Below are 26,943 nucleotides of genomic sequence, written 5' to 3'. Positions count from 1 at the left end.
AACTGTCCCGGACGCACCGGTTTTACCAACCCGCCGACCGCTTGTTGTCCCTCCCGCCCCCTTCGCAGAAGGACCTGACGACATGAGCTTCGACCGCAGCACCCGCATGGAACAGACGCACAACACCGACCGCGCGCGGGAGCGCCGCAACCGTGTCCTGGCCATAAGCCTGAGCGTCCTCGTCGTCGCGGGCCTGGCCGGTTTCGGCTCGTACATGGTGCTGGACAGGTCCGAGGCGTCGGAGAAGAAACAGGCCGTTCAGACGGAGGACGCCAAGGCGTCCGCGGCGGAGCAGAAGAAGCTCGCCGCCGAGCCGATCGAAGGGCTGAAGACGTGGGACGCGAAGAAGCTGACCCGCAAACACGTCACCGAGACCGTGACGTACCCGATGAAGCCCCCGGTCGGCGGTGACCACAGCCCCGTGTGGATGAACTGCGACGGCGAGGTGTACAGAAAGTCGATCCCCGACATGAATGCGGTGCACTCGCTGGAGCACGGATCGGTGTGGGTGACGTACACGGACAAGGCCTCGGACGCCGATGTGGCGAAGCTCGCCGAGCGGGTCGGCAGGACGCCGTACTCACTGATGAGCCCGTACGAGGGCCAGGCCGGGACGATCATGCTGAGTGCCTGGGGCAATCAGGTGACGGTGGACAGCGCCGATGACCGGCGGGTCGACCAGTTCTTCGCCAGGTTCGTCCAGGGACCGCAGACGCCGGAGCCCGGTGCGGCCTGCACGGGCGGAATGGGGACCACGTGACCGCGGTGAAACGCGACCGGCGCATCCAGTGGGCGGCGGGCTCCGCCGTCGTGCTCGCGCTGCTGTTCGCGGGGGTGGCGACGGTCGCCTCCGCCCGGGACGACGGTGCGGACCACGCTGCCGCCCCCGCCCCCCGCGCACCCGCGGTGGACTCGGCGGACGCCGGTTTCGCCCGCGACATGGCGGTCCACCATCAGCAGGCCGTCGAGATGTCCTTCATCGTGCGTGACCGTACGGAGAACGAGGAGGTACGCCGTCTCGCGTACGACATCGCCAATACGCAGGCCAACCAGCGCGGCATGATGCTCGGCTGGCTGGACCTGTGGGAGCTGCCGAAGGCGGCCGCCGGGCAGGAGCCGATGGCCTGGATGGCCGCGGGGCACGAGGGACACACGACGGACGGCATGGACGGCATGGACGGCATGGGCGGGATGGAAGGAATGGCGGGCACGGGGACCGGATACCGGGCCCATGACGGCTCCCTCATGCCCGGCATGGCCACCAGGACCGAGCTGGACCGGCTCCGCGAGGCGGACGGCAAAAAGGCCGAGATCCTGTACCTCCAGCTGATGACCGACCACCACAAGGGCGGCATCGACATGGCCCGCGGCTGCGCCCGGCTGTGCACGGTGACGGTGGAGAAGCGGCTTGCCCAGGGAATGGTCGAGGCCCAGCAGTCCGAGGTGGACATGATGGCCCGGATGCTGGCGGCGCGAGGGGCCGAGCCCCGGCCCTGAAAGATTCCCCCCGGGCCGCATATGCACCCGAACGGGTGATAGCGGTCGCGTGCCTTGAGCGGGCCCATGACGATGGGTTCGCTCGGGGTCGAACAGCATGCCCACCGGCACGCAGGAGGAATCCCTCATGACCACCGCCAAGGACATCATGCACACCGGGGCCACATGGATCCCCGCGCACGAGACGCTCGACCGCGCCGCGCAGCTGATGCGTGACCACCAAGTGGGCGCGCTGCCCATCTCGGCCCGCGGCGAAAAGGACCGGATGATCGGCATCCTCACGGACCGCGACATCGTGGTCGGCTGTGTCGCGATGGGGCACGATCCGTCGAGGATGACCGCGGGCGACCTCGCCCAGGGCACCCCTCGCTGGATCGACTCGGAGGCGGGTGTGGAGATGGTTCTGGAGGAGATGCAGACCCATCGGATCCGCCGGCTTCCGGTGGTCGAGAACAAGAAGCTGATCGGCATGATCAGCGAAGCCGATCTGGCGCAGCACCTCTCCGACGAGCAGATCGCCGGCTGGGTGGAGAAGGTCTACGCCCGCAGCTGACCGGCTCGCGGACACAGTTCGACGGCCCGGCACCCCTCGCCGGCACAGGGGGTACCGGGCCGCTCCGCGTCCATACCTTCAGCCCCTTCGTCGCAGCGGCGATACGTTTCCGCGCGCGGTGCATACACGGCGGGGGTAGGCTGCCCGACATGACCCTGAGTAGATGTGCGACATACGGACAGTTGTTGCTGTTCGTTGTGCTGCTCATCAGGATCGCCCACTTCCTCAGGGACGTCATGGCGCGGGTGTCGCAGGCCGCAGGGCCGGCTTCCCGGCCGGACCGGGCCCATCTCGCTTCGTTGTCGGTGCTGTGCATATAGGAGGGGTGCTGTCTCCCCCTCCCCCAGCAGACCGAATTACCGACAACAACCCGAGGTGCTTCCGTCATGCGCACTCCACCCACCCGACGCGCCGTGCTCGGCGCCGCTGTCGCCACCGCCGGTACGGCAGTCCTGGCCGCCTGCTCCGGCGAATCCGACACGGGCCGCAGTGGCACGAAGGCCGGCGGCGCGAGCGCCGACGGCACGAGCCGTGGCGGTGCGAACCATGGGACCGCCCCCCGCGTGAAGCCCAAGGGCGAGTACGTCTCCCCCGACGGTGAGGAGGTCGCCGCCGCCGAGGCCGGGCGGGGCTCCGGCCCCGTACACAAGATCGACCTCACCGCCACCCCGTCCCGCCTCGATCTGGGCGGCGGGCTCATCGTCAGCTCCTGGGCGTACGGAGCACGGCTGCCCGGCAAGGAACTCCGGGTCTCGGTCGGCGACACCGTGGCGCTCACCCTCGCCAACCACCTTCCGGCGACGACCAGCCTGCACTGGCACGGGCTGAATGTGCGCAACAACATGGACGGCGTACCCGACCTGACCCAGCCGCCCATCAAGCCGGGCGCCGAATTCGCGTACCGCTACAAGGTGCCGCACCCGGGGACGTACTGGTTCCATCCGCACACGGGCGTCCAGCAGGACCGCGGTCTGTACGCGCCGCTGATCGTCGACGACCCCAGGGAACCCCTCAAGTACGACAAGGAGTGGGTCGTCGTCCTCGACGACTGGGTCGACGGGGTGGACGGCTCCACGCCGGACTCGGTGCTCTACGAGCTCAGCGGGGGCAGGGGCGGCATGGACCACGGCGGGTCGGGCCATGCCGGCAAGAGCGATTCGGGACACGCCGGGCACGCCGGCTCCCCCAAGTCCGTCAAGGGCCGCTCCGGTCCCTCACGGATGACGAAGGACTCCTTCAGCGAACTCCTCGACAGCCACGGAGGCGATGTCGCCTACCCGTACTACCTGATCAACGGCCGCATCCCGAAGGCCCCCACATCCTTCGCCGCCAAGCCCGGCGACCGGATCCGGCTGCGCATCATCAATGCGGGCGGCGACACCGCTTTCCGTGTCGCGCTCGGCGGCCACCGCATGACGGTCACCCACACCGACGGCTATCCGGTCCGGCACACCACGACGGACGCCCTGCTGCTGGGTATGGGCGAGCGGTACGACGTGCTGGTCACCGCCGGGGACGGAGTTTTCCCGCTGACCGCGCTCGCCGAGGGCAAGGGGGCGACGGCGCTTGCCCTGCTGCGCACCGGACGGGGCGCGGCGCCGCCCGCCTCCGTACGGCCGAAGGAACTGGACGGAAAGCTGGTGGAGGCGTTCGCGCTGTCGCCGGACGAATCCGTGGCACTGTCCGTCCGCGAGCCCGACCGGACCCTGCGGTTCAGGATGACCGGCAACATGGGCGCGTACAACTGGGCCTTCGATCACAAGCCGTACGACCCCAAGCAGCGTCATCCGGTCCGGGCGGGCGAGCGGGTCCGGATGGAGTTCTACAACGTCACGGAGATGTGGCACCCCATTCATCTGCACGGACACTCGTTCGGGCTGGTGGGCCAGGCAGGACCCAGCCGCAAGGCCTCCCATCGGGGCCAGGCGGCCTGGGCACGCAAGGACACCGCGATCATCCGGCCGAACACCTCGCTGGCCGTGGAGTTCGACGCGGACAATCCGGGTCTCTGGATGCTCCACTGCCACAACATCTACCACTCGGACGTGGGCATGATGACGGTCCTCGGCTACCGGCACTGACCTGTTCCTGACGGGCGGCTTTGCGGTGCGCGGCCCGCCAGGACATCGCGTCAGTCAGACGATTACACTGGTGCGCGTGCCTCAACTACGCCTCGCACTGAACCAGATCGACTCGACCGTCGGTGATCTCTCCGGCAATGCCGAGGCGATCGTCCACTGGACCCGGCACTCCGCCGAACAGGGCGCCCATCTGGTGGCGTTCCCCGAGATGATGCTGACCGGCTACCCCGTCGAGGACCTGGCCCTGCGGTCCTCCTTCGTCGAGGCCTCGCGTCAGGCGCTGTGCGCGCTCGCCGCCCGTCTCGACGCGGAGGGATTCGGTGAGCTGCCGGTCGTCGTCGGTTACCTCGACCGCTCCGAGACGGCCCAGCCGCGCTACGGGCAGCCCGTCGGCACCCCGCAGAACGCCGCCGCGGTGCTGCACCGCGGGCAGGTCGCGCTGACCTTCGCCAAGCACCACCTCCCCAATTACGGTGTCTTCGACGAGTTCCGCTACTTCGTGCCGGGCGACTCGATGCCGGTCGTGCGGGTCCACGGCGTCGATGTGGCACTCGCGATCTGCGAGGACCTCTGGCAGGACGGCGGCCGGGTGCCGGCCGCGCGGGCCGCCGGTGCCGGGCTGCTGCTGTCGATCAACGCCTCGCCGTACGAGCGGGACAAGGACGACACCCGGCTGGAACTGGTCCGCAAGCGGGCCCAGGAGGCCGGCTGCACCACCGCGTATCTGGCGATGATCGGCGGCCAGGACGAGCTGGTCTTCGACGGCGACTCGATCGTCGTCGACCGGAACGGCGAAGTGATCGCCCGGGCCCCGCAGTTCGCCGAGGGCAGCGTCGTCCTCGACCTGGACCTGCCGGCCGCCGCGGCCGAGGCTCCGTCCGGTGTCGTGAACGACGGGCTGCGGATCGACCGCGTGGTGCTCTCCGAGGCACCCCTCCCGGCGTACGACACGGAGCTGACCGGCGGATACGCGGAGCGGCTCGACGACGACGAGGAGCTGTACACGGCGCTGGTCGTGGGCCTGCGCGCGTACGCGGCCAAGAACGGCTTCAGCAGTGTGCTGATCGGGCTCTCCGGCGGGATCGACTCGGCGCTGGTCGCGGCCATCGCCTGCGACGCGCTGGGCGCACAGAACGTGTACGGCATCTCGATGCCGTCGAAGTACTCCTCGGACCACTCCAAGGACGACGCGGCCGAGCTGGCCCGCCGTACCGGGCTGAACTTCCGCACCGTACCGATCGAGCCGATGTTCGACGCGTACATGGGCTCGCTGGGGCTCACCGGCCTCGCCGAGGAGAACCTCCAGTCCCGGCTGCGCGGCACGATGCTGATGGCCGTCTCCAACCAGGAGGGCCAGATCGTCCTCGCTCCGGGCAACAAGTCCGAGCTGGCGGTCGGCTACTCGACGCTGTACGGCGACTCGGTCGGGGCGTACGGCCCGATCAAGGACGTCTACAAGACGTCGATCTTCCGCCTCGCGAAGTGGCGCAACCGCGCCGCCGAGGAGCGCGGGCAGACCCCGCCGATCCCGGAGGCGTCCATCACCAAGCCGCCCAGCGCCGAGCTGCGGCCGGGACAGGTCGACACGGACTCGCTGCCCGACTACGACGTACTGGACCGGATCCTGGAGCTGTATGTCGACCGGGACCAGGGTCTGGACGAGATCGTCGCGGCCGGGTTCGACGAGGCGCTGGTGACGAAGACGCTGCGGTTGGTGGACACGGCCGAGTACAAGCGGCGGCAGTACCCGCCGGGCACGAAGATCTCCCCGAAGGGCTTCGGCAAGGACCGGCGGCTGCCGATCACCAATCGGTGGCGCGAGTCGGGGTGAGAGCCGACAGGCTTACGACCTGGGGGCGGTAGGGAGCGGGCTCCCTACCGCCCCCAGGTCGTAAGCCTTCCCGCGCCCCGGCCGGTCCGGGGCGTGTCCGTCACATTCCGACGCGCGCCGCGATCGGAAGGTGGTCGCTGTCCGTTGCCGGGAGCGTCCACGACGACTTCGGCTCGACGCCCTTGACCATGATCTGGTCGATCCGTGCCATCGGGAACGACGCCGGCCAGGTGAAGCCGAATCCGTCGCCGGCCGCGCCCTGGGTGGACCTCATCTGGGAGGTGACCGCGTTGAGCGAGCGGTCGTTCATCGTGCCGTTGAGGTCACCGAGCAGGATCACCTTGTCGAGCGGTTCGTCGGCGATGGCCTCGCCCAGGGCGTCCGCGCTGTCGTCGCGCTGGTTGGCGGTGAATCCGGCGTGCAGCTTGACCCGTACGGACGGCAGATGGGCCACGTAGACGGCGACCTCGCCCTTGGGTGTCGTCACCGTGGAACGCATCGCCCGGGTCCAGCCCATCTTGATGTCGACCGGCCGGGTGTCGCTCATCGGGTACTTGCTCCACAGGCCGACGGTCCCCTGTACCGAGTGGTACGGGAAGCGGTCGGCGAGTGCCGCCTCGTACGCCGGCACCTGGCCGCTCGGCAGTTCCTCCAGGGCGATGATGTCGGCGCCGGAGCTCGCGACCTGCCGGGCTGTGCCCGCGGGGTCGGGGTTGTCGGCGTTGACGTTGTGGGTGGCCACGGTGAGGTCGCCGCCGCTGCCCGATTTGTCGGTGAGCAGCCCGCCGAAGAGATTGAGCCAGACCACGACCGGCAGCAGCAGGGCGATGAGCGCGGTCGCCGAGCGGCGCACCAGGCCCAGGATCAGCAGCAGCAGAACGAACACGCCGATCCACGGCAGGAACGTCTCGGTGAGGCTGCCCAGGTTGCCGATGGTGTTCGGGATCTCGGCGTGGAAGACCATCACGAGGGTGAGGAGGACCGCGCAGACGGCGAGGACGATTCCGCGCCGCCAGATGCCCGTGTCGCGGATCCATCTGTCGCGCAGGTCCCGGAAACGGGATCCGGACCCGGTGCGCTGGGGCTCCGCACGGTCGTTCCCTGTGTCCGCTCCGTACGCCTGCACCATCGCTGTCCTCACTGCCTTGCCGTGCATGTCACCGCGCCCTCGACCCTAGGCGATGAGCGGCGGGTTTCCTGCCGTCCACGACGGCGGTACTGCCACGAGGACGAAGGACGGGGTCCGACGAGTTCCTGCCAGGAGGGATCTGCGAGGGCTTGTGACAGAACGATCACACACGGGCGGGTCCGGGCAGGTCCGGGGGTCGGGCGTCGGCGGCGGGCCGGGGGGCGAGGCCCTCGGTCACGGCCTGGATGATGCGGTCCGCGAGATCCTCGGGCAGCGGTGCGTCGGGCCGGTGGATGGTACGTACGAGCATGGGCCCCAGGAACAGGTCGACCATCAGCTCCACGTCCAGGTCCTCGCGCAGCTCGCCCGCGTCGACCGCCCGCTGCACGGCGGCCAGCATGGCGGCGCGGCGCGGCGCTATGACGGTGCACTGGTATTCCGCCCACAGCTTGGGATGGCTCGTCATCTGGGCGTAGACATTGTGGAGCAGGACGGAGGAGCGCTGGGCGAGGCCGCGCCTGCGCAGCGACTCCAGCAGCAGCCGCAGGTCGTCGAGTCCGGCGGTGCCGGAGACGGTGGGTTCCGTGGGTTCGACGTCGCGCAGGACGTCGACGAAGAGCTCTTCCTTTCCACTCCACCGCCGGTAGATGGTCGCCTTGCCGACGCCGGCGGTGCGGGCGATCCGCTCGATGGACAGGCCGGCGAGGGGCTCACCGGCCTCCAGCAGTTCGACGACGGCGTCCAGGATCGCCCGCTCGGCCGCCGCGCTGCGCGGTCGGCCCCTTCGCGGTTCCGGTTCCTGCTGGACCGGGTGGTTCCGGTCCTGCGCCTGTGCCTCTGCCTGCACGTGAATCCGCCTCTCGCCGCACCGTCCGCCGTTTTCGATTCTCGCCGACGGCGGCGGTGCCTGTGCGGACCGCCCTCGGATTCCGGGGTTGACGGGCCGGGAACCGAGGGCGACTTGCTCAGTTCTCCGGGGACGTCGAGGACGCCGCCCCGGCAGGCACGGGCGGTTCCTCCTTGTCGGACCCGGCGGGCTCGGGTCCGGCGGGCGCCCTGCCCGGCAGGAACAGCGCGACCACGAGAACGCCCACGAGGGCGACGCCTGCCGAGCAGGCGGCGGTGACATGCATGGCCTTCAGGAACGCGTCGTTCGCCGCGGCCACCAGCGGGGCACCAGCCGGGCCCAGCTTGTCCGCGATGCCGAGCGTCGCCTCGATCGACTCCCCCGCCGCCTCCCTGGCGGCGGCCGGGAGCGCGTCGAGGTGCCCCTCGATGTCGCCGCGGTAGACGGTGGAGAGCACCGAGCCGAGCACTGCTATGCCGAGCGCCCCGCCGACCTGCCGGAACGTGTTGTTGACGGCCGATCCGGAACCGGCCTTCTCCCTGGGCAGCGCCTGCATCACCGAGACCGTGACCGGCGTCATCACATGCGCCATGCCCGTGCCCTGGACGAAGAAGATCACGCACAGCACCCAGACCGGCGTGGTGGCGTCGAACAGTGCGAACGCCGCGAGGCCGAGCGCGACCAGCAGCATGCCGACGGTGCAGACCACTCGGGCACCGAACCGGTCGACGACCAGCCGGGCGCGCGGCGCGAAGATCATCTGGGCGGCGGCCAGCGGCAGGATCAGCAGACCGGCCTGCAACGCGCTCCAGCCGCGCACGCTCTGCATGTAGAAGGCGGAGAAGAAGGTCACGCCCATCAGCGCGAAGAAGACGAGCGCCACGGCGGTGACGGCCGCGGAGTACGACGGCTTCTTGAAGTACGAGACATCCAGGGCCGGGTGACTGGCGCGCTTCTCGTGCCGGACGAACGCGACCAGTACGGCCAGGCCTCCGGCGACCGGGAGGAGCACGGTGGCGTCGGTGAAGTCGCCGAGCTGCCCGCCGCGGATGATGCCGTACACCAGCAGGACCAGACCGACGACGGACAGCAGGACACCGAGCGGGTCGATCCGGCCCGGGTTCGGGTCCTTGGAGTCCGGCACCAGCAGCACCATCGCGATCAGCGCGACGATCACCACGGGGACGTTGACCAGGAAGATCGAGCCCCACCAGAAGTGTTCGAGCAGCAGCCCGCCGGTGATCGGGCCGATCGCGATGGCGAGGCCGACGCTTCCGGCCCATATGCCGATGGCCTTGGGCTGCTCGTCGCGTTCGAATACGTTCATCAGGACGGCCAGCGTGGCCGGCATGACGAACGCGGCACCGAATCCCATGACGGCCCGCCAGGTGATCAGCTGACCGGGCGAATCGGACATGGCTGCCAGGGCGGAACCGAGGCCGAAGACGAAGATGCCGAAGAGCAGTACCTTCTTGCGGCCGACGCGGTCGCCGAGCAGTCCCGCGGTGAAGAGCAGACCGGCGAAGACGAGCGTGTAGGCGTTGATCGCCCACTCCAGCTCGCTCTGGGTGGCGCCGAGGCCGGTGGGTGCGGGGCTGGCGATGATCTTGACGGCAACGTTCAGGATCGAGTTGTCCAGCACCACGATGAGCAGGCTGAACATCAGAACGACGAGGATCGCCCAACGGCGGCGGTGGACCGCCTCAGGTACTTGGGGCGGGGCGGGGCGAGCGCCCGATGGTATTGACATGCCGGGAGCCTAGCCGATTTCGATACGGCACCGTCTCGTATTAGAAATACTTTGCCAGGCCGCCCGTCACTGGCATGGGCGGACCCACTTCCCGTGGACGGCCGCGGGATGCCACCATGTATCCGGTCCGGGGACGCCGTCAGGGCGCCTCGAGATGACGAAGGAGCCGTTGGCAATGTCGCTTCAGGCTGCGCAGAACCAGTCCGCCGCATCCCCCGCGGGTACCCCCACCGACAGCAGCAAGGCGCTGTACGGAGGGAAGAGCACCCGCCGTATCTCCATCCATGACATCGCCGCCGCCACCGAGCGCGGCGAGAAGTGGCCCATGCTCACCGCCTACGACGCGATGACCGCGTCCGTCTTCGACGAGGCCGGTATCCCGGTCATGCTCGTCGGCGACTCCATGGGCAACTGCCACCTCGGTTACGAGACCACCGTGCCCGTCACGATGGACGAGATCGCCATCCTTTCCGCCGCTGTCGTACGGGGCACCAAGCGCGCCCTGATCGTCGCCGATCTGCCTTTCGGGGCGTACCAGGAAGGGCCCGTCCAGGCCCTGCGCAACGCAACCCGGCTGATCAAGGAGTCCGGTGTCGGTGCGGTCAAGCTGGAAGGCGGTGAGCGCAGCCACGAACAGATCCGGCTGCTGGTCGACGCCGGTATCCCGGTCATGGCCCACATCGGTCTGACCCCACAGTCCGTCAACGCGATGGGCTACCGGGTGCAGGGCCGCGGCGAGGAGGCAGCCCAGCAGCTGCTGCGCGACGCCAAGGCCGTACAGGACGCGGGCGCGTTCGCCGTCGTCCTGGAGCTCGTACCGGCCGAGCTGGCCGCCGAGGTCACCCGCACCCTGCACATCCCGACCGTCGGCATCGGCGCCGGCCCCGGCACGGACGCCCAGGTGCTGGTCTACACCGACATGGTCGGGCTGACCGGCGGCAAGGTGCCGCGCTTCACCAAGCAGTACGCGAACCTGCGCAAGGTGCTCGGTGACGCGGCGAAGGAGTTCGCGGAAGAGGTCGTGGGAGGCAGCTTCCCGGCCCCTGAGCACACCTTCCACTAGTGCCGCCCGGGCGCGGGCCACTGCCCGCGCCACCGACAGCTCGCCGACATCCCCCATCGGCGGGCTGTCGGCCTGTTGTCGGCGGACTGTCGGTGGCGCCTGGTCCCATAGGGGACATGACGCGAATCGACAAGAACCCCAGGAGCGGCCCGAACGCCGTCGAGGTCCGGGGGCTGGTCAAGCACTACGGCTCGACCAAGGCTCTGGACGGCGTGGACCTGGATGTCCGCGAGGGCACGGTGCTCGGTGTGCTCGGCCCCAACGGCGCCGGCAAGACCACGCTCGTACGCTGCCTGTCCACCCTGATCATCCCCGATGCCGGACACGCCACCGTGGCGGGCTACGACGTGGTGAAGCAGCCCCGGCAGCTGCGCCACACCATCGGTCTGACCGGGCAGTACGCCTCGGTCGACGAGAAGCTCTCCGGCTGGGAGAACCTCTACATGATCGGGCGGCTGCTCGATCTGCCGCGCAAGGCCGCCCGGTCCCGGGCCGATGAGCTTCTGGAGCGGTTCTCCCTCACCGACGCGGCCAAGCGTGCCGCGATGGACTACTCCGGCGGCATGCGGCGCCGGCTCGACCTGGCCGCCTCGATGATCGGCAGCCCGGCCGTCCTCTATCTGGACGAGCCGACGACGGGGCTCGACCCCCGGACCCGTAACGAGGTCTGGGACGAGGTGCAGCGGATGGTCGCGGAGGGGGCGACCGTCCTGCTCACCACCCAGTACATGGAAGAGGCCGAGCAGCTCGCCAATGAGCTCACCGTCATCGACAAGGGCAAGATCATCGCCCGTGGCGGGGTGAACGAGCTCAAGGCGAAGGTCGGCGGCCGCACCCTGCAGATCCGGCCCTCGGACCCGGCACAGCTGCCCGCGATGGCGCAGGCGATCAGGGAGGCCGGCCTCGACGGGGTCGCGGGCGCGCAGGCCGTCCCGGACGAAGGACTGCTGTACGTACCGATTCTCAGCGACGAGCAGCTGACGGCCGTCATCGGCCTGCTCGGCACCCGGGGCTTCTCGCTGGCGCATGTCGCCACCGCGCTGCCCAGCCTGGACGAGGTCTTCCTGGCCATCACCGGCGAGAAGAGCTCCTCCGTCACCGACACGATTCCCGAGGAGGTCGCTGCATGAGCACGACGACTCTGAAGCCTGCCCCCGCCGAGACCGCCTCCCTCCGGCCGAGGGCGACCGACGGCGAGGGACGGATCGGGCTGCGCGGCAACCTGCGGCACATCGGGGCGCTGATGCGGCGCAATCTGCTCCAGATCAAAAAGGATCCGGAGTCGATGTTCGATGTGCTGCTGATGCCGATCATCTTCACGCTGCTGTTCGTGTACGTATTCGGCGGTTCGGTCGGCGGCAGCATGGGCGGCGGCCGACAGGAGTATCTGAACTACCTGGTCCCCGGCCTGATGGCGATGATGGGCGTGAACATCGCCATGGCGGTCGGCACCGGTGTCAACGACGACTTCCGCAAGGGCGTCATGGACCGGTTCCGGACGATGCCGATCGCCCGCTCCTCGGTACTCATCGCGAAGATCGTGGTCGAGCTCGGCCGACTGATGGTCGCCACCCTGATCCTGCTGGGTATGGGCTTCGCGCTCGGCATGGAGCTGCAGACCTCGGTTGTCGGGCTGATCGGGGCGGTCGCCCTGTCGGCGGTGTTCAGTGCCGCCATCATGTGGATCTTCATCCTGCTCGGGCTGGCCATGAAGACGGCCCAGGCGGTTCAGGGAATGGGGATGCTCGTGCTCATGCCGCTCCAGTTCGGGTCCTCGATCTTCGCCCCGACCCAGACGATGCCCGGCTGGCTCCAGACGTTCACCGATTACAACCCGCTCTCCAATCTGGCGGACGCGGCGCGCGGACTGATGATGGGCGGACCGGTCGCCCACTCGGTGTGGGTGACGCTCGGCTGGGCCGCGGTGATCACCGCGTTGACGGCTCCGCTCGCGGTCGCCAAGTTCCGCAAGAAGTCCTGACCGGCGGTCCGGCCGGGGCGGCCGGGGTCCGGCCGGGGTCCGGCCGGTATCAGTCCCGGTACGCGTCTCAGTCCCGGTACGCGTCGACGAGGGCGGTGGCCTCCGCCAGGGAGAGGCCACCGCCCTCGGCGTACGCGGCGTCGTAGGCGGCCCGGCCGAGGACCGCGACGGCGGTTTCCTCCGCCTGGGCGTAGTCGTGCCGCTCCATCGACGTCGGCACATGTCCCTCGGGCAGCAGCCCCTTGCCGGCCCCCAGCAGCCGGGCCGCGAGCGTGGCCCGGCGCTCGCCGCCGAGTCCGCCCAATGCCCGTGCGAGGGTGACGAGATGGATGACGTACATCTGGGGCACCACCATCTGCGACAGCGGGGCACAGGACCGCGTCAGCGCCTCCACGCCCCGGGTCAGGGCGTCGGCGTACAGCCTGTCCTGGTTGTCCAGCCAGGCCAGTGCGCCCAGCACGAACCCTTCGAAGACCGCCATCGTCTCGGAACGGAACTCCTCGCGCAGCACGGCCAGTTGCTCGCGCGCCTCGCCGGTACGTCCGGTGCGGCCCAGCCACAGGGCGAGGTAGATCCGGGCGGCGGGCATCGCCTCGTGCCCCGCCTGACGCCCCTCGGCGAGCACCTCCCGCAGGATCGCCTCGCCCTCCGCGCCGCGGCCCAGTTCAGTGAGCACGGAGGCGTACCGGGTGCGCAGGACCGACACCTGGGACTGGGCGCCGAGCTTCCGCGCGTAGCCGATGGCGGCCTGGAAGTCCTCGGCCGCGCGTGCGTACTCGCCCCGCTTCTCGTTGGCCTCGCCCCGGGAGGAGAGGGCCTCGGCCGCGCCCCAGTCGTCGCCGAGCCGGCTGAAGATCTCCAGGCTCTCGTCGGCGTCCGTCTGCGCATCGCCCGCCCAGTCGGGGCGGTTGGCCAGCACGTTGGCCCGCATCTGGAGCGCGCCGGCCAGTTCCCACTCGTAGCCGAACTCCCGGCTGGCGCGGACCGTTTCGTCCAGCAGCTCGCGCAGGTCGCCGACCCCGCCGGTCAGCATGACCGCGAAGAACCAGAGCGAGGCCGGGGTGCGGCAGGTCTGCGGCTGGCCCGGCCGGTAGGTGCCCGCGATGACGCGCAGCCGGGCCGTGCTCATCTCGTCGGTCCACTCGTCCTTGGCGTGGTCCATGCTGGCGAGCTGGATCAGGGCCACCTGGCGCCGGGCCTCCTGGAGCAGCTCGGGGCCCATGGGCGGCGGGGCGTCGGTGCAGCGTTCATGGAGGGAGGGCGCGGGCTCGACGGGCAGGGCGAAGGGGTCGGGGCCCAGTGCGGCGGCCGCGTCGGCCCATTGCAGGGCGTCGGTGCGCAGATCGCGCATCTGCCAGTACCAGCACAGCGAGAGCACCATGCAGAGTGCCTCCTGCTCGTCGCGGGCGGCGACGGCGCGGCGCAGGGCGGTGCGGAGGTTCTCGTACTCGCGCTGGAGGAGTTCGATCGCGGGCCGCTGCCCGGCGCCCCGGAGTTCGGGGTCGGTGGTACGGGCCAGCTCCCGGAAATACACCAGGTGGTGCCGCTCCACGGCGGCCCGCTCCCCGGCCTCGCCGAGCCGTTCGGCGGCGTACTCGCCGACGGTTTCGAGCAGCCGGTAGCGCATCTCGCCGTCGCCGGCGGGCGCGGCGACGACGAGGGACTTGTCGACGAGCGAGCCCAGCAGTCCGGCGACCTCGCGCGCGTCCTGCGGCCGGTCCGCGCAGACCGCCTCGGCCGCGGCCAGGTTGCAGCCGCCCGCGAAGACGGACAGCCGGCGCAGGACGGCGTGTTCGGAGGCGTCGAGGAGGTCCCAGGACCAGTCGACGACGGCACGCAGCGTCTGCTGACGGGGCAGCACGGTACGGGCCCCGCTGGTGAGCAGGCGGAACCGGTCGTCGAGCCGGTCGGCGATCTGGCGCGGGGTGAGCATCCGCAGCCGGGCTGCGGCGAGTTCGATGGCGAGCGGCAGTCCGTCGAGGCGGCGGCAGATCTCGGCGGTGGCGGCCTCGGTCTCCTCGTCCGCGTCGGTCCGGAAGCCGGGCTTCGCGGCGGCGCCGCGGTCGGCGAGCAGCCGCAGCGCCATCGGGTCGGGCAGCGGGTCGACCGGGCGGATGAACTCGCCCGGTACCCCGAGGGGTTCACGGCTGGTCGCGAGCACGGTGACGCCCGGGCAGTGGGCGAGCAGATGGTCGGCAAGGGCGGCGACGGCCCCGACGAGGTGCTCGCAGTTGTCCAGGAGCAACAGCATGCGGCGCCGGGAGCAGTGCTCGGTGAGGCGTACGAGCGGGTCGCCCGCGTTCCCCTCGGCGGCCCGGAGTTCCTCGGCGCCCGCTCCGCGCAGCACGGTCTCACGGGCGCCGAGCGCGCCCAGCACGGCCTCCGGTACGGCCTCGGGGTCTTCGACGGGGGCGAGTTCGGCCAGCCAGACGCCGTCCGGCCAGCCGGGGCCGACGGATTCGGCGGCCTCCTGGGAGAGCCGGGTCTTGCCCGCACCGCCGGGGCCCAGGAGGGTGACGAGCCGGGCGTGCGAGAGGTCCTCGCGCAGGGCGTCCATGTCGTCCTCGCGCCCGACGAAGCTGGTGAGCCTGGCCCGGAGGTTTCCCTGCGGGGCGCTGGGGGTTGGGGCACGGGAGGGCCGGTGCGGCTCGGCCACCACTGCCGCAGTGACCGGTTGCGTCGAGTCCTGATGGAGCAACTCGGCATGCAGGGCGCGCAGTTCGGGTCCGGGGTCGGCGCCGAGGCGGTCGGCGAGTACGGTGCGCACCTCGTCGTACGCGGCCAGCGCCTGTGCCGTACGCCCGGCATCGCGCAGGGCCCGCAGCCGCAGCGCCTGGAGAGGTTCGTCGATCGGGCGTTCGGCACAGAGCGCGACCAGTTCGGGCAGGACCTCGTCCGCGCGGCCGAGCGCGAGGGCGGCGGCGAGTCTGCTGCGGCGGGCGTCCAGGCACCGGGCCGCCCAGCGGGCCGCGACGGCGCCGCGGTCGGGCAGATCGGCCAGGGCCGGTCCGCGCCACAGGGCGAGCGCGTCGTCGAGCACGGCCTGGGCCTTCGCGGCTTCGCCCTCCTCCAGCGCCCGCACCCCCTCCCCCGCGAGCCGCTCGAAGCGGTACAGGTCGACGGCGTCCGGCTCGGCGGCGAGCCGGTAGCCGCTCTCCGCGGAGGTGATCGCGGCATGGCCGAGGGCCCGCCGGAGCCGGCCGACGAGTGCCTGCAGGGCACCCACCGCGTCGGCCGGCGGGTCGCCGTCCCACACCTCGTCGACGAGCACGGCGGCCGGGACGGCGCGGCCGGGACGCAGCGCGAGGACGGTGAGCAGGGCACGCAGCCGCGCCCCGCCGATGGCGACGGCCGTGCCGTCGTCGCGGAGTACCTGGGTGGTCCCGAGGATGCAGTAGCGCACGCGCCTATTCTCCGCGACCGGGACCGGGAAGTGGACACACGTGCGGCCGTACCCGTGTTCGCTGTGTTCCGGGATCGCTCGTCATGCCCCCACCCTTCACCCAACCACCGCCCGACGCGAGAGGTTTGTGACGTGTCGCCCGTACGGTCGCTCCCGCCGACCGCCGCCTCGTCCACCTTCCGGCCGGCCATCTGCCATGAACGTTGTTCGTGGCTGCGTCGGGCTGTTGCGGCTTGTGGAGTTCGGGATGTTCAGAGGTTGACGGTGTGTTCGGTGAACTGGCCGCAGGAGCGGAATCCCAGGCGGCGGTAGACGGGCTCGCCGTCGGCGGACGCCTGCAGGACCGCGATGCGGTGTCTGGATGTCCAGTCCTGGGGCGGCGGGCAGCGGCAGGATGTCATCCAGCTCGGCCCACATCGCCGTCTCGCGTTCGGATGCCGGCCGGTAGCCGTCAGGCGGGGGGTGAGGTCCGGTGGCCTCGATGCGGGCCCCACCCACCAGGAGAAGCGGCGGCCGGTGCGAGCCAGTGTCCGGGCGGTCTCGGTGATACGTGCCGCAGCGGTGGTGGCGGTGAAACGGGTCGCCCTAACCGGCGGCGGACTCGGAGCGCTGCCGGCGCACACCTTGCGCATGATCTTTTCGCAGCGTGTCAGCATCTCGTCGTTGAAGACTCCGCGCCGGTACCTTGTCACGAAGACCAAGTGGATAAAACCACGTGTCTTCGGCGCCTTTAGTCGTTCTCCTGATTCATGAGACCAATCACACTAGGGTCTTGGTTGTGCAGCTTCGCTACAACTATCGGGCTTATCCGGATGCGGCCCAGCGCCGTGCGCTGGACCGGGCGTTCGGGTGCGCCCGGGTGGTGTGGAACGACTGCTTGCGCGACCGGAAGGAAGCGCACGCGGCGGGGCTGCCGTATGTGACGTCAGCCCAGTTGTCCCGGCTTCGTATCACCGAGGCCAAGCGCACCGAGGAACGGGCTTGGCTTGCCGATGTGTCGGCGGTCGTTCTGCAGCAGTCCCTTCGGGACCTCGACACCGCCTACAAGAACTTCTTCGACAGTCTCAAGGGCAAGCGGCAGGGCCGTAAGGTCGGGCCGCCCCGGTACAAGTCGAAGAAGGACACCCGGCAGTCGATCCGCCTCAACACCAACGCCTTCTCCCTGAAGGAGAACGGCACGGTGTATGTGGCCAAGGTCGGCGATCTCAAGGTGAAATGGTCGCGTCGGCTTCCGGCCGCGCCTACGTCCCTGACCGTCACCAAGGACAGCTCGGGGCGGTACTTCCTCAGCTTCGTGGTGGACACCGAGCCGGACATCCTTCCCGAGGTGGAGGCGGAGTCGGGTATCGACCTCGGTCTGTCCGCCTTCGCGGTCCTGTCCAATGGCGAGAAGATCGACAGTCCGCGCTTCCTGCGCAGGGCGGAGAAGAAACTCAGGCGTCTTCAGCGGGAGCTGTCCCGCAAGGCCAAGGGGTCGAAGAACCGGGCCAAGGCCCGTATCAAGGTCGCACGCCAGCACGCCAAGGTCGTGGACCGGCGCCGGGACTGGCACCACAAGGTTTCCACACAGATCATTCGCGACAGCCAAGCGGTGTATGTGGAAGACCTTGCGGTGTCCGGTCTCGGCCGTACCCGGCTCGCCAAGTCCGTGCATGACGCGGGGTGGTCCGCGTTCGTGGGCATGCTGGAGTACAAGGCGGTCAAGCACGGCCGTACCTTCGTCAAGGTGGGCCGTGCTTTCCCGTCCTCCCAGGTCTGTTCGGCCTGCGGATTTCGGGACGGTCCCAAGCCCCTGCACGTCAGGGAGTGGACGTGCGGCGCGTGCGGCACCGTGCACGACCGCGACCACAACGCAGCCCGCAACGTCCTGTTCGAGGGACGCCGTATCGTCGCCGCCGGACGGGCGGAGACGCTAAACGCCTCGCAGAGCGCCGGTAAGACCGGGACGAAAGTCCCGGCACAGCGCGTTGAAGCAGGAAGCCCCCGGAAGGGTCACACGACCCAGGCCGGAATCCCTGGACTTTAGGCCAGGGAGCACGTCAAGGGAGCGTCAGGATCTCGGCGCCCGTCTCCGTCACCACCAGCGTGTGCTCGAACTGAGCGGTGCGCTTGCGGTCCTTCGTCACCACGGTCCAGCCGTCGTCCCACATGTCGTAGTCATGGCTGCCCAGCGTCAGCATCGGCTCGATGGTGAACGTCATTCCGGGCTTCATCACGGTGGTCGCGTGCGGGCTGTCGTAGTGCGGAATGATCAGACCGGAGTGGAACGAGGAATTGATCCCGTGCCCGGTGAAGTCCCGCACCACCCCGTACCCGAAGCGCTTCGCGTACGACTCGATGACCCGCCCGATCACATTGACCTGCCGTCCCGGCCGGACCGCCTTGATGGCCCGGTTCAGCGACTCCTCGGTGCGCTCCACGAGCAGCCGGGACTCCTCGTCCACGTCGCCGCAGAGGTACGTGGCGTTGTTGTCGCCGTGCACACCGTTGATGTACGCCGTGACGTCGAGGTTCACGATGTCGCCGTCGCGCAGCACCGTGGAGTCCGGGATGCCGTGGCAGATCACCTCGTTGAGCGAGGAACAGAGCGACTTGGGGAATCCGCGGTAGCCGAGCGTCGACGGATAGGCGCCGTGGTCGCACATGAACTCATGGGCGACCCGGTCGAGTTCGTCCGTCGTGACACCCGGGGCGATGTGCTTCGCGGCCTCCGCCATCGCCTGCGCGGCGATCCGCCCCGCGATGCGCATGCGCTCGATGGTGTCGGCGTCCTGGATCTCCGGTCCGGTGTACGGGGTGGGGGCCGGCTTGCCCACGTACTCGGGGCGCCGGATGTTTCCGGGTACGGAACGGATGGGAGTGATCTCCCCGGGTACGAGCAGCGACTGGCCAGACATGTCAGCGAGTCTAACCAGCGTGCTTGGGGCAGCATGGCACCGAGGGAAGGAGCCGATGATGGCCCTGTTCAAGAAGCGCACGGTCGGCAAGCCGGGCGAGTGGTACTACTGCCTGCAGCATCAGAAGGTCGAGGAGGGCCCCGAGTGCCCGGCCAAGGACCGTTTCGGGCCGTATGCCTCCCGCGAGGAGGCGGAGCATGCGATGCAGACTGCGCAGGAGCGGAATCTCGAGTGGGAGACGGATCCCAGGTGGCACGACCGGGGAACGCCGCCCGACCCGGAGGCGTGACCGGGGGCATTGACCGGGGGTCCCGCCCCCCGGCCCCGCTTCTCAGACACCGGAGGGGCTGGATTCCGCGGCCTCCTCCGCATCGCGCTGTGCGCGCCTGCGTACCGCGTCCTCGTCCGTCCCGGAGTCGTACGTCAGCAGCTTCGGCAGCGCTGCGGTGAGCAGCGCGACCGAGGCCACGCACGCCACGCCCCCGCTCCAGATCGCGGAGCGGGTCCCCGTCCAGCCCGCCATCGCGCCGGCCCGCACCTGGCCCAGCTGTGGGCCGACGCTGTACGAGAGCACCTCGATGCCCGCCAGCCGGCCCCGCAGCTCCTCCGGGATGGTCTGGTTCCAGATCGTGGAGCGGCCCAGACCGCTGAGCATGTCGCCCGCACCCGCCACCGCCAGGCAGACCAGTACCAGCCACACATGGCCGAACCAACCGGCCGCCGCGATCGCCAGCCCCCAGGCCGCCGCCCCGAACACCACGAACAGCCCGTGCCGCCGTACCCGTGACGTCCAGCCGCTGGTCAGGCCCAGGACCAGCGAGCCGACCGACCCCGCCGCATACATCAGGCCCAGCGACCACTCGGCGTCCAGCTCGTCCGCGAGGAACGGGAAGATCGTGTTCGGGAAGGCGAAGAACATCGCCGCCAGATCGACCGCGTACGTCCCCAGCAGCACCGGCCGGCTAGGCGTACCTCGCCCCCTCGGCAATGCCGCGCAGCGACGGCTTCCGGCTGTCCGGGGCGGGCGGCGCGGGCGCCAGTCGCAGACACAGCAGCACGGAGACGGCGAAGGTGACCACCGTGACTGTGTAAGCCGTGGCGTGCCCGGCGTAGGCCACCACCAGTCCTGCCACCGCCGGACCGGTGATCGCGCCGAACTGCCAGCGCAGCGAGTTCAGTGCGGCGGCCGCGGTGAGCTGGTCGTGCGGCACGATCCGGGCCATCAGCGAGTCCAGCGCGGGCCGCTGGAGCCCGGCGAGCGCGGAGACCCCACCCGCGACCAGATAGAGCGGCCAGAGCATCGGGTCGGGCAGTGCGGCGTTCACCAGGAGTACGAGGGCGAGCAGCCCCAGCCCCGCCTCGGTGCCCAGGATCACCTTGCGGCGGTCCGCGGAGTCCGCGAGCGCCCCGCCGTACAGACCGAAGACGACCAGCGGTACCAGCTCGACCGCACCCATCGCACCGACGGCCAGCGGTGAACCCGTCAGCTCCTTGATCTGCAGCGGCAGCGCGATCAGCGCCATGAAGCTGCCGAAGTAGGTCACCAGGCCCTGGATCCACAGCAGCCGGAAGTCGGGCGAGGAGCGCAGGGGCGAGAGGTCGGGCAGCAGAGCGGAGAACCTGGCGGCCGGGGAGGGAGCTGAGGTCATGAGGGGTCATGGTCCGGCGTCGCAGGCGCCCTCTGCAACAGATTTTCGCGGCGGCCGGGCCGGCCGGCCGCGTAATGTCGCAGCCATGACTACGAATGACAGTGCCATGGCGACGAATGACGGTGGCAGTGCACCCAAGCCCCCCGCCAAGGACCCCTGGGACCTCCCCGATGTGTCCGGGCTGACCGTCGGCGTGCTCGGCGGCACCGGACCGCAGGGCCGCGGGCTCGCCTACCGGTTCGCCCGCGCCGGGCAGAAGGTGATCATCGGTTCCCGTGTCGCCGAGCGCGCACAGACCGCCGCCGACGAGCTGGGCCACGGCGTCGAGGGCACGGACAACGCGGAGTGCGCCCGGCGCAGCGACGTCGTGATCGTCGCCGTGCCGTGGGACGGCCACGCCAAGACCCTGGAGGCGCTGCGCGACGAGCTCGCGAACAAGCTCGTCATCGACTGCGTCAACCCGCTCGGCTTCGACAAGAAGGGCGCCTACGCCCTCAAGCCCGAGGAGGGCAGCGCCGCCGAGCAGGCCGCCGCCCTGCTGCCGGAGTCCCGGGTCACCGCCGCCTTCCATCACCTCTCGGCGGTCCTTCTTCAGGACGAGGCCGTCGAGGAGATCGACACCGATGTGCTGGTGCTGGGTGAGGCCCGCGCCGACACCGACCTCGTACAGGCGCTGGCGGGCCGGATTCCCGGCATGCGCGGCATCTTCGCCGGGCGGCTGCGCAACGCACACCAGGTCGAGTCGCTGGTCGCCAACCTGATCTCGGTCAACCGCCGCTACAAGGTGCACGCGGGTCTGCGTACCACCGACGTCTGAGCCGGATGCGTTCCAGGCGCACCCTGCGGCGAGCGGAAAGGGGGATGGGGGACACTGGACGGGACCGTGCATCACCCCGGACAGGAGCCTTCTCCCATGCCCCGCCTCGCTCTCTACGCCATCGCCGTCTGCGTCCTGGCCGTCGTCGCGGCCGTGATCTCGTTCGTCCAGGGCAGCTGGCTCGGGATCGTCTGGGTGCTGCTGGCCGGGCTCTCGTCCAACATGGCGTGGTTCTACCTGCGCCGGCAGCGCTCCGAGTCCGCCGCCGGTTAGGGCGACCCGTTTCACCGCCACCACCGCTGCGGCACGTATCACCGAGACCGCCCGGACACTGGCTCGCACCGGCCGCCGCTTCTCCTGGTGGGTGGGGCCCGCCTCGAGGCCATCGGACCTCACCGCCCGCCTGACGGCTACCGGCCGGCATCCGAACGCGAGACGGCGATGTGGGCCGAGCTGGATGACATCCTGCCGCTGCCCGCCGCCCCAGGACTGGACATCCAGACACCGCATCGCGGTCCTGCGGGCGTCCGCCGACGGCGAGCCCGTCTACCGCCGCCTGGGATTCCGCTCCTGCGGCCAGTTCACCGAACACACGAGGCGGAACTGAAGGAGTTCAAAGGCGAACGCGATCACGTCCACCTCCTGATCAACTACCCGCCCAAGGTCGCCGTTTCCAAACTGGTCAACAGCCTCAAGGGCGTCTCCGCCCGCCGGATACGCAAGGAATTCACCGGCCACATCAACCGCGCCACCATGCACGGGCACCTGTGGTCACCCTCGTACTTCTCGGCATCCTGCGGCGGAGCACCACTGACGATCGTCCGCCAGTACATAGAGAAGCAAAAACACCCGCTCTGAAGCGCAGGTCAGAGCAGCCCTGAGATGCATTCATCCCCGGCGTGAACATCGGGGCCTTCTGCAAGAGTCCCGGTAACGACCTCGCAGCAATGAGAGCTGAATCACTGCATGAATGGGCATCAGTGAGGTGAGCCTCGGTTAAGTTAGGTCTACCTCACCTAACTTAGCCGATCTTCTCCTTCATGTTGTGGAGCCCGCATGCGAGCCGTTCGTTTCTCCGTCGCCACCGCTGCAGCGACCGTGGTCGCCCTGACCGCTGTCACGGGCTGTGCCGAAAAGAGCGACGGCAAGGGCGACGGGGCCGTACAGGTCGTCGCGAAGGACGACTCCTGCGAGGTGTCGAAGAAGAAGCTGCCGGCGGGCCACGTCGAACTGGCCGTCGAGAACAAGGGCTCCAAGGTCACTGAGGTCTACCTGCTCTTCCCGGACGGCCGCATCGCCGCCGAACGCGAGAACATCGGCCCCGGCACCAAGGCCACCATCACGACCGAGATCAAGACCGGCTCCTACGACATCGTCTGCAAGCCGGGCATGAAGGGCGCCGGTTACCGGCAGAAGGTCGAGGTCACCGGCGGCACCGCGGCCAAGCGCAGCCCCGAGATGGACAAGGCCGTCGCCGAGTACCGCACCTATGTGCAGACGCAGGCCGACGAGACGCTGCCGAAGGCCAAGATCTTCACGGACGCCGTCGCCGCGGGTGACATCGAGGCTGCCAAGAAGGCCTACGCCGACTCCCGGCTCGGCTGGGAGCGCACCGAGCCGGTCGCCGAGTCCTTCGGTGACATCGACCCGAAGGTCGACCTCCGTGAGGACGGCCTGGAGGACGGCCAGGAGTGGACCGGCTGGCACCGCCTGGAGAAGGCGCTGTGGCACGACAAGAAGCTGGGCGCCGAGGAGAAGGCCCTCGCCCCGGTCCTCTACAAGGACTTGCTCGACTGGCAGAAGCGGGTCGGCAAGGCGGAGATCACCCCGACCTCGATGGCCAACGGCGCCAAGGAGCTCCTCGACGAGGTCGCCACCGGCAAGGTCACCGGTGAGGAAGAGCGCTACAGCCACACCGACCTCGTCGACTTCAAGGGCAACGTCGAGGGCGCCGAGAAGGCCTACGAGCTGCTGAAGCCGATCGCCTCGAAGAACGACCCGGCGCTGACCGCGACCCTGGACAAGCAGTTCGCGGCGCTGAACACGCTGCTGGACAAGTACCGCACGGACAAGAACTCCTACGAGTTCGTCTCGTACGACAAGGTCGGCAAGGCGGACCGCAAGGAGCTGTCGGACGCGGTCAACGCGCTGGCCGAGCCGCTGTCCCAGCTCGCCGCCGCGGTGACGAAGTAACGAGCGGGAGGGCTTCGGAATGTCCGAGAAGACGCAGAACACTGCCGGGAGCGGCGCCGCCGAGGCGGCTGCCGCGGAGACCGGCGGCCGTGCCCCGTCCCGCCGGGCGCTGCTCGGCTGGGGCGGTGCAGGGCTGGCGCTCGGCGCGGTCGCTGCCGGAGGCGCGGTCGCCGCGGTGCGGCCCGAGGCCACGGCGACGCCGGCCGCGGACAGCGGCGCGGCCGTGCCGTTCCGCGGTGCGCACCAGGCCGGTATCGCCACCGCCGTACAGGACAGGCTGCACTTCGCCGCGTTCGACGTGACGACGAAGGACCGCGCCGAGCTGATCTCGCTCCTCAAGGAGTGGACGCGGGCGGCCGAGCAGATGACGGCCGGTCACGCGGTCGGCGACGGCGCGTACGGCGGTCTCGCCGAGGCCCCGCCGGACGACACGGGTGAGGCGCTGGGGCTCAAGCCGTCCCGGCTCACGCTCACCATCGGCTTCGGCCCCTCGCTCTTCGCCAAGGGCCGGTTCGGCCTGGAGCACAAGCGTCCCGAGGCGCTCGTCGATCTGCCGAAGTTCTCCGGTGACAACCTCGACGCGGCCCTCAGTGATGGCGACATCTGCGTCCAGGCGTGTGCGGACGACCCGCAGGTCGCGGTGCACGCCATCCGCAACCTCGCCAGGATCGGCATGGGCCGCACCGCGATCCGCTGGTCCCAGCTGGGCTTCGGCAAGACGTCCTCGACGACGCCCGATGCCCAGACCCCGCGCAACATGATGGGCTTCAAGGACGGCACACGGAACATCTCCGGCACCGACACCGCCGCCCTGGACAAGCATGTGTGGGTGGGCGAGAAGGACAAGGCGGGCTGGATGACCGGGGGTTCGTACCTGGTGGCCCGGCGCATCCGTATGCACATCGAAACCTGGGACCGCGCCCCGCTCCAGGAGCAGGAGGACATCTTCGGCCGGGACAAGGGCGAGGGTGCCCCGGTCGGCAAGGCCAAGGAGCACGACGAGCCGTTCCTGAAGGCGATGCTGCCAACCGCACATGTGCGGCTCGCGCACCCGGACAGCAACGACGGTGCGACGATCCTGCGCCGCGGCTATTCCTTCACCGACGGTACGGACGGCCTCGGCCGGCTCGACGCCGGGCTGTTCTTCATCGCCTACCAGCGCGATTCCCGCAAGGGCTTCATCCCGCTGCAGCGCCGCCTCGCGGCGCACGACGCACTCAACGAGTACATCCAGCACGTGGGTTCGGCGCACTTCGCCGTCCCGCCGGGCGTCCGCGACAAGGACGACTGGTGGGGCCGGGCGCTGTTCGCATAGAGGGACCGGCAATTGGGGGGACCGCTCCCCGATTGCCGGTTTCTCTTGGGGACTCGAAGCAGAAAAGGAGAACCGAAACGTGTTCAGCAACTTCCTGATCGGCCTGCGCGAAGGCCTTGAGGCCAGCCTGGTCGTCTGCATTCTCATCGCCTACCTGGTGAAGACCGGCAACAAGAACAAGCTGGTGGCGATCTGGACCGGTGTCGGTATCGCGGTCGTCGTCAGCCTGGCGTTCGGTGCCGGTCTCGAATTCGGCTCGCAGGAGATGACGTTCAAGGCCCAGGAACTGCTCGGCGGCACGTTGTCGATCGTCTCCGTCGGCCTGGTCACCTGGATGGTCTTCTGGATGCGGCGCACCGCGCGGCATCTGAAGACGGAACTGCACGGCAAGCTCGACGCGGCACTCTCGATGGGCACCGGCGCACTGGTAGCCACGTCGCTCCTCGCGGTGGGCCGCGAGGGTCTGGAGACCTCGCTGTTCGTGTGGCGTGCGGTGCATGCGGCGGGCGACGGCTGGCAACCGCTGATCGGTGCGTTCCTCGGTATCGCGACCGCCGTCGTGCTGGGCTGGCTGTTCTACCGCGGTGCGCTGAAGATCAACCTTTCGAAGTTCTTCACCTGGACCGGCGGCATGCTGGTGGTCGTCGCCGCAGGCGTGCTCGCGTACGGCGTCCACGACCTCCAGGAAGCCGAGTTCCTCCCCGGTCTCAACAACCTGGCGTTCGACATCAGCGCCACGATTCCGCCGGACAGCTGGTACGGCACGCTGCTGAAGGGCACGATCAACTTCCAGCCCGACCCGACCGTTCTTCAGGTCACGGTGTGGGCGCTGTATCTGATCCCCACCCTCGCACTGTTCCTTGCCCCGGTAGGGTTCGGACGGTCAGTGGGGGCGACGGATCAGAAGGCGCGGAAAGCAACGGATGAGAAGCCTGAGGCCGATTCGGCTGGCGACGGGGCTCGCGACGGCGACGGTACTGTCCATGACGGCGAGCGGGTGCGTGACGGTGCACGGCGAGCTGGAAGTGGTGCCGACAGCAACCAGGTCTGAGGCCGCACAGGCCCTGAAGGACTTCACGACCGCGTACAACGCGGCCGACAAGGCCTATGACCCGGCTCTGGACGCGGACCGGGTCACGGGCCCGCTCGGCGCGATCAACCAGGCCGGGCTGACGGCCCGGCAGAAGAACAATCCGGACGGCAACGCGAACCACACGCCGTTGGAGCTGACCGACGCCACATACCTCATCCCGAAGAAGGCCGGCTGGCCGCGGTGGTTCCTCGCGGACACCGACTCCAACCGCGACGAGGACAGCGGGGAGCTGGACACCCGCTGGCTGCTCGTCTTCGTCAAGTCCGGGCCGGGAGCGGGGTGGAAGGCCTCCTATCTGTCGGTCGTCGCACCGTCCCGGCTGCCCGGCTATGCGAAGGACAGCGACGGCCGGGCCGTGCCGGTGGCCGCAGACAGCTCCGAACTGGCTGTGGCACCGGAGGACCTGGGCACCCAGTACACGGAGTACCTGAAGAAGGGCACCCCGGACGTCTTCGCCCCCGGCACCGCCACTTCGGACTGGCGGGAGGCGCGCCGTACCACCCGCCGGGCGGGCTTCTCGTACCAGTACATCGACCAGCCTCTGGACAGCGGTACGTTCGCCCCGCTCGGCCTGAAGACGGACGACGGCGGGGCGCTGGTCTTCTTCAGCAGTAAGCACTTCGAACGGCAGACCGCGGCGAAGGGGCTGCGTCCGCCGCTCAACTCGGATGTGGAGGCGCTGCTGACCGGTGAGGTGAAGTCCACCCTCACCAAGGAACGGGTCTCCAGCCAGCTGGTGTTCGTCCCGAAGAAGGGCGCCGGGGACGGCAAGGTGGTCGTGCTGAACCGGCTGCCGGGCCTGACGGCAGCTCAGGGGTCATGACCGGCAGGGTTCGCCCAACAC

22 protein-coding genes and 5 pseudogenes are annotated in these 26,943 nt (G+C 69.6%); 19 read left to right on the top strand and 8 right to left on the bottom strand.

Features of this window, described 5'->3' with window-relative positions:
- Positions 1-82: 82 nt before the first annotated feature.
- The 6 genes from ACH4EW_RS20740 (at position 83) to ACH4EW_RS20715 (ending at position 5,962) form a co-directional block, all read left to right on the top strand.
- Positions 83-760: a DUF3105 domain-containing protein gene (locus ACH4EW_RS20740; RefSeq protein WP_398258842.1), complete on the top strand. Its 678-nt coding sequence runs from the start codon at positions 83-85 to the stop codon at positions 758-760.
- The gene (locus ACH4EW_RS20735; RefSeq protein ID WP_398258840.1) at positions 757-1,497 is read left to right on the top strand and encodes a DUF305 domain-containing protein; all 741 of its coding nucleotides are present in this window, start codon (positions 757-759) and stop codon (positions 1,495-1,497) included. The genes ACH4EW_RS20740 and ACH4EW_RS20735 overlap by 4 nt, the downstream gene beginning before the upstream one ends.
- 127 nt (positions 1,498-1,624) lie before the next feature.
- Positions 1,625-2,050, top strand: a complete 426-nt coding sequence (locus ACH4EW_RS20730; protein WP_398258838.1) for a CBS domain-containing protein — start codon at positions 1,625-1,627, stop codon at positions 2,048-2,050.
- Positions 2,051-2,199: 149 nt separating this feature from the next.
- Entirely contained in the window at positions 2,200-2,370 is a 171-nt protein-coding gene (locus ACH4EW_RS20725; protein WP_398258836.1) for a hypothetical protein, read from the top strand.
- A gap of 66 nt (positions 2,371-2,436) precedes the next feature.
- Positions 2,437-4,131: a multicopper oxidase family protein gene (locus tag ACH4EW_RS20720; protein ID WP_398258834.1), complete on the top strand. Its 1,695-nt coding sequence runs from the start codon at positions 2,437-2,439 to the stop codon at positions 4,129-4,131.
- Positions 4,132-4,207: 76 nt separating this feature from the next.
- Positions 4,208-5,962 (top strand): NAD+ synthase, encoded by a 1,755-nt coding sequence (locus ACH4EW_RS20715; protein ID WP_398258832.1) that lies wholly within the window; start codon positions 4,208-4,210, stop codon positions 5,960-5,962.
- 100 nt (positions 5,963-6,062) lie between these two features.
- Here the strand turns inward: ACH4EW_RS20715 and ACH4EW_RS20710 are convergent, their stop codons facing one another.
- The 3 genes from ACH4EW_RS20710 to ACH4EW_RS20700 form a co-directional block, all read right to left on the bottom strand.
- Positions 6,063-7,091, bottom strand: a complete 1,029-nt coding sequence (locus ACH4EW_RS20710) for an endonuclease/exonuclease/phosphatase family protein (RefSeq protein ID WP_398258906.1) — start codon at positions 7,089-7,091, stop codon at positions 6,063-6,065.
- Between the two features lie 163 nt (positions 7,092-7,254).
- Complete coding sequence (locus ACH4EW_RS20705) at positions 7,255-7,938, bottom strand: TetR/AcrR family transcriptional regulator (RefSeq protein WP_398258830.1); 684 nt, start codon at positions 7,936-7,938, stop codon at positions 7,255-7,257.
- Between the two features lie 118 nt (positions 7,939-8,056).
- Positions 8,057-9,688 carry an MFS transporter gene (locus ACH4EW_RS20700; RefSeq protein WP_398258828.1) on the bottom strand — a complete coding sequence of 544 codons (1,632 nt, stop codon included), beginning with the start codon at positions 9,686-9,688 and terminating at the stop codon, positions 8,057-8,059.
- Positions 9,689-9,863: 175 nt separating this feature from the next.
- Between ACH4EW_RS20700 and panB the strand changes: the two genes are divergently transcribed.
- From panB to ACH4EW_RS20685, 3 genes are all read left to right on the top strand, one after another.
- The gene (panB, locus tag ACH4EW_RS20695) at positions 9,864-10,751 is read left to right on the top strand and encodes a 3-methyl-2-oxobutanoate hydroxymethyltransferase (RefSeq protein WP_398258826.1); all 888 of its coding nucleotides are present in this window, start codon (positions 9,864-9,866) and stop codon (positions 10,749-10,751) included.
- 116 nt (positions 10,752-10,867) lie between these two features.
- Positions 10,868-11,881: an ATP-binding cassette domain-containing protein gene (locus tag ACH4EW_RS20690; RefSeq protein WP_398258824.1), complete on the top strand. Its 1,014-nt coding sequence runs from the start codon at positions 10,868-10,870 to the stop codon at positions 11,879-11,881.
- Positions 11,878-12,732, top strand: coding sequence for an ABC transporter permease (locus ACH4EW_RS20685; protein WP_398258822.1), 855 nt, complete (start codon positions 11,878-11,880; stop codon positions 12,730-12,732). Before ACH4EW_RS20690 ends, ACH4EW_RS20685 begins: the two co-directional genes overlap by 4 nt.
- Before the next feature lie 67 nt (positions 12,733-12,799).
- Here ACH4EW_RS20685 and ACH4EW_RS20680 read toward each other — a convergent pair whose 3' ends face one another.
- The 3 genes and pseudogenes from ACH4EW_RS20680 to ACH4EW_RS20670 form a co-directional block, all read right to left on the bottom strand.
- Complete coding sequence (locus tag ACH4EW_RS20680; RefSeq protein WP_398258820.1) at positions 12,800-16,135, bottom strand: BTAD domain-containing putative transcriptional regulator; 3,336 nt, start codon at positions 16,133-16,135, stop codon at positions 12,800-12,802.
- 251 nt (positions 16,136-16,386) lie between these two features.
- Positions 16,387-16,767, bottom strand: a pseudogene (locus ACH4EW_RS20675) (hypothetical protein).
- A pseudogene (locus tag ACH4EW_RS20670) lies at positions 16,753-16,842 on the bottom strand (transposase); the annotation flags it as partial. The pseudogenes ACH4EW_RS20670 and ACH4EW_RS20675, both read right to left, overlap by 15 nt.
- 71 nt (positions 16,843-16,913) lie before the next feature.
- Between ACH4EW_RS20670 and ACH4EW_RS20665 the strand changes: the two are divergent.
- Complete coding sequence (locus ACH4EW_RS20665; protein WP_398258904.1) at positions 16,914-18,161, top strand: RNA-guided endonuclease InsQ/TnpB family protein; 1,248 nt, start codon at positions 16,914-16,916, stop codon at positions 18,159-18,161.
- A 13-nt stretch (positions 18,162-18,174) separates the two neighbouring features.
- Here the strand turns inward: ACH4EW_RS20665 and map are convergent, their stop codons facing one another.
- Positions 18,175-19,032: a type I methionyl aminopeptidase gene (gene map, locus ACH4EW_RS20660; RefSeq protein WP_398258818.1), complete on the bottom strand. Its 858-nt coding sequence runs from the start codon at positions 19,030-19,032 to the stop codon at positions 18,175-18,177.
- Between the two features lie 58 nt (positions 19,033-19,090).
- On the opposite strand from map, the gene ACH4EW_RS20655 reads away from it, so the two are divergent.
- Complete coding sequence (locus tag ACH4EW_RS20655; protein ID WP_398258816.1) at positions 19,091-19,321, top strand: hypothetical protein; 231 nt, start codon at positions 19,091-19,093, stop codon at positions 19,319-19,321.
- Positions 19,322-19,363: 42 nt separating this feature from the next.
- Here ACH4EW_RS20655 and ACH4EW_RS20650 read toward each other — a convergent pair.
- A pseudogene (locus tag ACH4EW_RS20650) lies at positions 19,364-20,681 on the bottom strand (MFS transporter).
- Between the two features lie 106 nt (positions 20,682-20,787).
- Here ACH4EW_RS20650 and npdG point away from each other — a divergent pair.
- The 8 genes and pseudogenes from npdG to ACH4EW_RS20610 all read left to right on the top strand — a co-directional run bounded on the left by npdG (position 20,788) and on the right by ACH4EW_RS20610 (position 26,922).
- Positions 20,788-21,498, top strand: a complete 711-nt coding sequence (gene npdG / locus ACH4EW_RS20645) for an NADPH-dependent F420 reductase (RefSeq protein WP_398258902.1) — start codon at positions 20,788-20,790, stop codon at positions 21,496-21,498.
- A 96-nt stretch (positions 21,499-21,594) separates the two neighbouring features.
- Entirely contained in the window at positions 21,595-21,771 is a 177-nt protein-coding gene (locus ACH4EW_RS20640; RefSeq protein ID WP_398258815.1) for a hypothetical protein, read from the top strand.
- Positions 21,767-22,105: pseudogene (locus ACH4EW_RS20635) on the top strand (hypothetical protein); the annotation flags it as partial. The gene ACH4EW_RS20640 and the pseudogene ACH4EW_RS20635, both read left to right, overlap by 5 nt.
- Positions 22,093-22,356, top strand: a pseudogene (tnpA, locus tag ACH4EW_RS20630) (IS200/IS605 family transposase); the annotation flags it as partial. The pseudogenes ACH4EW_RS20635 and tnpA, both read left to right, overlap by 13 nt.
- Before the next feature lie 198 nt (positions 22,357-22,554).
- Positions 22,555-23,691 (top strand): iron uptake system protein EfeO, encoded by a 1,137-nt coding sequence (gene efeO, locus ACH4EW_RS20625; protein ID WP_398258813.1) that lies wholly within the window; start codon positions 22,555-22,557, stop codon positions 23,689-23,691.
- A 19-nt stretch (positions 23,692-23,710) separates the two neighbouring features.
- Positions 23,711-25,006 carry an iron uptake transporter deferrochelatase/peroxidase subunit gene (gene efeB, locus ACH4EW_RS20620; RefSeq protein WP_398258811.1) on the top strand — a complete coding sequence of 432 codons (1,296 nt, stop codon included), beginning with the start codon at positions 23,711-23,713 and terminating at the stop codon, positions 25,004-25,006.
- 79 nt (positions 25,007-25,085) lie between these two features.
- Positions 25,086-26,057 (top strand): iron uptake transporter permease EfeU, encoded by a 972-nt coding sequence (gene efeU, locus ACH4EW_RS20615; protein ID WP_398258809.1) that lies wholly within the window; start codon positions 25,086-25,088, stop codon positions 26,055-26,057.
- Entirely contained in the window at positions 25,990-26,922 is a 933-nt protein-coding gene (locus ACH4EW_RS20610; protein ID WP_398258807.1) for a hypothetical protein, read from the top strand. The genes efeU and ACH4EW_RS20610 overlap by 68 nt, the downstream gene beginning before the upstream one ends.
- Positions 26,923-26,943: the final 21 nt, after the last annotated feature.

Origin of the sequence: Streptomyces sp. NPDC018000 (assembly GCF_044328025.1) — a bacterium.
In the GTDB taxonomy this organism is placed as follows: Bacteria; Actinomycetota; Actinomycetes; order Streptomycetales; family Streptomycetaceae; genus Streptomyces.
This window is presented reverse-complemented; position numbering and strand designations above follow the sequence as displayed.

What these genes read in the sequence shown, in the direction of transcription:
- ACH4EW_RS20725 (WP_398258836.1), top strand. Translation starts at nt 2,200, where the DNA reads ATGACCCTGAGTAGATGTGCGACATACGGACAGTTGTTGCTGTTCGTT.
- panB (WP_398258826.1), top strand. Translation starts at nt 9,864, where the DNA reads ATGTCGCTTCAGGCTGCGCAGAACCAGTCCGCCGCATCCCCCGCGGGT.
- ACH4EW_RS20655 (WP_398258816.1), top strand. Translation starts at nt 19,091, where the DNA reads ATGGCCCTGTTCAAGAAGCGCACGGTCGGCAAGCCGGGCGAGTGGTAC.
- ACH4EW_RS20610 (WP_398258807.1), top strand. Translation starts at nt 25,990, where the DNA reads ATGACGGCGAGCGGGTGCGTGACGGTGCACGGCGAGCTGGAAGTGGTG.
- ACH4EW_RS20640 (WP_398258815.1), top strand. Translation starts at nt 21,595, where the DNA reads ATGCCCCGCCTCGCTCTCTACGCCATCGCCGTCTGCGTCCTGGCCGTC.
- ACH4EW_RS20720 (WP_398258834.1), top strand. Translation starts at nt 2,437, where the DNA reads ATGCGCACTCCACCCACCCGACGCGCCGTGCTCGGCGCCGCTGTCGCC.
- ACH4EW_RS20710 (WP_398258906.1), bottom strand. Translation starts at nt 7,091, where the DNA reads ATGGTGCAGGCGTACGGAGCGGACACAGGGAACGACCGTGCGGAGCCC.
- efeO (WP_398258813.1), top strand. Translation starts at nt 22,555, where the DNA reads ATGCGAGCCGTTCGTTTCTCCGTCGCCACCGCTGCAGCGACCGTGGTC.
- ACH4EW_RS20685 (WP_398258822.1), top strand. Translation starts at nt 11,878, where the DNA reads ATGAGCACGACGACTCTGAAGCCTGCCCCCGCCGAGACCGCCTCCCTC.
- map (WP_398258818.1), bottom strand. Translation starts at nt 19,032, where the DNA reads ATGTCTGGCCAGTCGCTGCTCGTACCCGGGGAGATCACTCCCATCCGT.
- ACH4EW_RS20740 (WP_398258842.1), top strand. Translation starts at nt 83, where the DNA reads ATGAGCTTCGACCGCAGCACCCGCATGGAACAGACGCACAACACCGAC.
- ACH4EW_RS20730 (WP_398258838.1), top strand. Translation starts at nt 1,625, where the DNA reads ATGACCACCGCCAAGGACATCATGCACACCGGGGCCACATGGATCCCC.
- npdG (WP_398258902.1), top strand. Translation starts at nt 20,788, where the DNA reads ATGGCGACGAATGACGGTGGCAGTGCACCCAAGCCCCCCGCCAAGGAC.
- efeB (WP_398258811.1), top strand. Translation starts at nt 23,711, where the DNA reads ATGTCCGAGAAGACGCAGAACACTGCCGGGAGCGGCGCCGCCGAGGCG.
- ACH4EW_RS20690 (WP_398258824.1), top strand. Translation starts at nt 10,868, where the DNA reads ATGACGCGAATCGACAAGAACCCCAGGAGCGGCCCGAACGCCGTCGAG.
- ACH4EW_RS20700 (WP_398258828.1), bottom strand. Translation starts at nt 9,688, where the DNA reads ATGTCAATACCATCGGGCGCTCGCCCCGCCCCGCCCCAAGTACCTGAG.